This window comes from Okeania sp., assembly GCF_983059655.1.
In genome coordinates, this window is the sequence record NZ_CEZPJD010000607.1 from 1 (window position 1) to 4,990 (window position 4,990).

Consider the following 4,990-nt stretch of genomic DNA (forward strand, 5'->3'; position numbering starts at 1 on the left):
TCTGCCTTCTGCCTTCATTCCTCTATTGGTAACGAAATAGTAAAAATTGTACCTTTAGCAACTGTAGAATCACAAACGATCGTACCTCCATGTTTCTCTGTAATGATTTGATGAGCGATCGCCATGCCTAATCCCGTACCTTTACCTACTTCTTTCGTCGTAAACCCCTGTTCAAAAATCCGGTTTTTAATCTCTGGTTTCATCCCACCACCATTATCTTCAATCTTGATATGTATCTGATTTTCACCAACCATAGAAGTTTCAATAGTAATGCGATTTGGATTTGTTTCAATCTCAGCGTAAGTTTTACCAAGACTGGCTTCATCAAAAGTATCAATGGCATTAGCCAAAATATTCATCAATACTTGATTCAACTGACCAGGAAAACATTCTACCTGCGGAATATCTCCATAATTTCTGACAATATCAATCCCCGGACGTTGCTGATTTGCCTTAGTACGGTGCTTGAGAATTAGCAGAGTGCTATCAATGCCCTCATGGATATTAAATACTGTTTTATGCTCTTGATCTTTGCGAGCAAATGTGCGTAGACTATTACTAATATTACGAATCCGCTCTACCCCCGCATTCATTGACCCCAATAACTTCGGTAGATCTTCACGAATAAATTCTAACTCTATAGCTTCAATTTCCTCTGCTATTACTTCATTGGGTTGAGGATATTCTGATTGATACAAATCAATTAAACCCAGTAAATCTTGCACATATTCTTCAGCAGGATAAATATTCCCTTCCAAAAATCCTGTGGGGTTATTAATTTCATGGGCAACTCCTGCCATTAAGTTTCCTAAAGCTGACATCTTTTCACTTTGAACAATTTGCAGTTGTGCTTGTTGTAAATCTTGTAGTGCTTGAGTAGCTTGCTCATAGAGTTGAGCATTTTGCAGAGAAATAGCAGCTTGAGTACAGAGAGATTGTACTATGCTCTGACGGTAAGAAGTAAAAACACCTTTAGTCGTTGGATGTTCCAGGTACAAAATACCGACTAAATTGCCTTGATAGAGAAGTGGTACACAAAGTATACTTTGGGGTTGATATTTGAGTAAATAACCTTCCATAATGCCGACAATATCAGTTTGATATTCGTTGATTAATATTGATTCCTGAGTGTTTTTCACATATTGAATCAAACGAGTAGGAACTATACTTTCTATATCTACAGGAAATGATTTTATCGAAGTTTTTACTGTGCCATCAGTTGCAACTTCAGCTATTGCCTGTATTTGCCATTTGTCTGCTGGGAAAGTTAGTAATGCTGTTTTTTGAGCGCCTGCGTTGGTGAGAATAATTTCTACGACCTTGCTTAGGAGTTGGTCTAACTCTATAGTGCTTGATATGGCCTGAGTTGCTTGTAAAATCGAAGCTAAATCTAGGGTTTCAGAGAGTTTTGTGCTGGTGCTAGTTTGTTCTTGTATAGTTGTTGATGATAATGTTTGTGTGAAATTTTCCCAATTTTCAAATCGATTAAACTCAAGCGGTTGTGGTTTGAGAATGGGAGTTAGGAGTTGGGGGTATTGTTTTTCGAGTTGGTTTATTTTGGCTTTTGCACCCCAACTTGCATAACAATAATAAGCTTGTTCCATATAGATAGCTGCAAATTTTTCTTTGCCCCACTCTAGATAGAATTTTGCTGCGAGTTCGTTGGCGAGTGCTTCTTCCTGAAGGTAGTTGTTTTCTTGAGCTAGGGCAATAGCAAGGTCATACATCTCTATTGCTCCGATTTTTTCGCCCAATACTCGACGTTTTTCTGCATTGATTAAGTAAAGTTTGTGAGCATAATTCATTGGAGCAAGTTCGGCCCATTTTGTCATTTTTGTTTGATGGGATGAGATACGCACCATTGCAATTTCTTGTTCTGTTTTCTCCAGTCCTGGATATAGAGAAAGCCATGACAAAGCATCATACAGATAAAATATTGGCACGAATACTTGCCCTGGTATTCCTTCTAGATAAAATTCTACTCGATCGCCAATTTCTGTAGCTTGAAGGCGGTCGTCAAACAGATAACAAAGGAATAGTTTGTCAATATAAAATAAAGCAAGAGAACTAAAATCGTTATCCTGTTGATGAATTGGCAACATTTTTTCTTGATCGTAAGCCTTTCCCTGCAAAAAAGAAGGATGATTATTTGTTTCAATCAAATTCAAAACTGCTTGGCGGTGAAGTGCATTTAAATTGAACACCATCTTTTGTTGTAATCCTTCTATTACCAGGCCATAATTAAACATTTCGCGTTCCAGCTCAATCAAATTTTTACCTAATACAAAAGAATGAGCACAATAATCATAAGCCGCAAAGGATGCAGATTCAAAATCGCCAGATTCTAATCCAATTGTGTAGCCATCTATAAGCAGTTTTAATGTTGAATTGATATGTTCTTTCCAATGTTTAACAGAAAGACAAACAATCTCTATGGTTTTGGCATAAAATTCTTTGGATTCAATTATATTTAACAGATTGAGTGCTAAGTTTCCAAAGCAATATCCTAAATCTATATTATCAACAGTACTACAGAGAATTAAAGCATAGTTTGCATAAGCAGATGGTGAAACATCCATATTTCCATAAGTAATAGATAAATCAACCTGTTTAGCAACAATTAGTGGTAGTAATTTAGGCATTCCCAAATACGCTGCATTGAATAGACTCGATAGAATTCGCATTGACGCTAATTGCTTTTTTTCCTTCATTATAGGCAAATAAATAAATGATTCAATCCGCTTACAATAGAGCTTTTGTTTGATTTCATTTTCCTCGCGTTTGACATCATTTTGATCGGGTTTTTCCGGCAAATCAATACCTAAAAAAGCCAAAAAATTCAATCCAATTTGAATAGCTTCTAAAAGCTGATTTTTAGATATTAATATCTGAATCTTAACCTCACAAGCTTTGACCTTATCTAATACATCTCTTGCTTGTTCAAATAATATGTTTACTATTGTTTCTGCTGTAGCAATATTACTACTTAAATAAGCTGTTTCTGCCACTAATTCATATATTGATAAAGCGAATTCATAATCTTTTTGCCAATGATTTTCTAGTAGTAAGTTCCGTGCTATTTGAGAATATTCAAAAGCAGATGTATAAGCTGTTGCTATTTTCGCCTTTTTCCCAGCTATGAAATTTAATTGTGCTAACTCTCGCCTCTGCAATTTATGTATAATAAGTTCTAAACCTATATTGAGTTGGTTGACAATTTCAAAAATTTTGTTTTCTATATTCTCGACCAAAGTATTTTGTAATAAAAGTTGCCCAATTTTCCAATGAGTAGCTTGTTTCTCTTCTTCAGGAATTAAAGAATAAGTTGCCTGTTGCACGCGATCGTGTAAAAAACGATAACCAACTCTCACCATCTGAGCTGTCTGAGCTGTTTTCTCTTCCACACCACCTTGAAAAAATTTATAGGTTTGACTAATAGGTAAAATCAACCCTTCTTGTAATGCACTCCAAATATCTTCTGCTACCTCTTCATCAGATTTTTCACAAACTACGGCCAAAGTCTCTAGATCAAACTGATTTCCAATACAAGCTGCTAACTTCAACACCTTCTGAGTCTGGGCTGAAAATTTCTGCAACCGCCTCGCCATAAATTCCACCACATCATCTGTAATTACTGCATCACGCACCTTTACCAGATCGCATTCCCAGTAGCCTAAAAGTTGATTAAACTTAATTAGCCCATCTGCCTGTAACCCTTTCAAAAACTGGGTTGTAAAAAATGAATTTCCTTGAGTTTTCTGATACACCAATTCACTTAATGGTAAAGCTAGTTGTTGGCTACAATTTAGTGTATCTGCTATCAACTGATTAATGTGAGATAAAGCTAATGGTTGCAATTTAATTGTAGAAATTACTGCTTGATTTTTTTCCAATTCAGCTAAACTCAACATCAACGGATGAGCTGGAAATACTTCGTTATCCCGATATGCTCCCAATATGAGTAAATATTCTATTTCTGTATTACTCATCAAAACTTTTATCAAGTTCAGTGATACTGAATCTGCCCATTGTAAGTCATCTAAAAACATCACTACCGGGTGAGAGGGAGCAGTGAATACAGCAATGAATTTTTGAAATAGTAAGTTAAAGCGGTTTTGAGCTGCACTGCCTGATAATTCTTGTGCTGCTGGTTGAGTACCAATAATTTTTTCGAGTTCGGGTACTACGTCTATAATTACTTGAGCATTTTCTCCCAATGCATTGAGTATTTTACTTTTCCAGTTAGCTAATTCTGCATCTGACTCACTAAGTAGTTGTTTCACCAAGTCTCGGAAGGCTTGTACGAAAGCACTAAAAGGTATATTTCGTTGAAATTGGTCATATTTGCCTTTAATAAAATATCCTTGCTGCCGAACTATGGGTTTATGAATTTCGTTGACAACGGCGGTTTTTCCTATGCCTGAAACACCTGCTACTAGCATCATTTCTACCCTTCCTTCTCCCTCCTTTTTTATCCCCCTCCCGTCCCCCTTAGAAAGGGGGAGGCCAGATGTTGCTTCGCTTTTGGTTTGAATGGGGGTTGGGGGGGATTCTTCTCCCTCTTTGCTAAGGGTATGGGGATTAGCAACGCGATCAAAGGCATTAAGTATGGTTTGTACTTCGATTTCTCTGCCATATAGTTTTTCGGGAATAATGAAGCGATCGCTCTGATCCCTCTCTCCTAACTCAAACAATGTAATTTTCCCTGTGGTTTCTAACTGTTGCTGACATTTTTCTAAGTCACATTTCAATCCCAAGGCACTCTGATAACGGTCTTCGGCATTTTTTGCCATCAATTTCAGTACTATATTCTGTAATACTTCTGGTATTTGACTTTCTTGAGAAAATTTGGCTGGTTGGGCAATATGAGAATGTAGTAGTTTCATTGGATCGGTGGTGGTGAAGGGTAATTTCCCACTGAGGAGTTCAAAAAAAGTTACACCCAAGGAGTAGAAGTCTGTGCGGTAGTCAATGCCTCTATTCATGCGTC

The 4,990-nt window shown here is 36.9% G+C and carries 1 protein-coding gene; it reads right to left on the reverse strand.

What is annotated here, in order from left to right; translation table 11 throughout:
* Window positions 1-14 precede the first annotated feature (14 nt).
* The coding region (locus AC3DU7_RS25055; protein ID WP_488042008.1) for a trifunctional serine/threonine-protein kinase/ATP-binding protein/sensor histidine kinase at window positions 15-4,990 on the reverse strand (4,976 nt) is incomplete at its 5' end.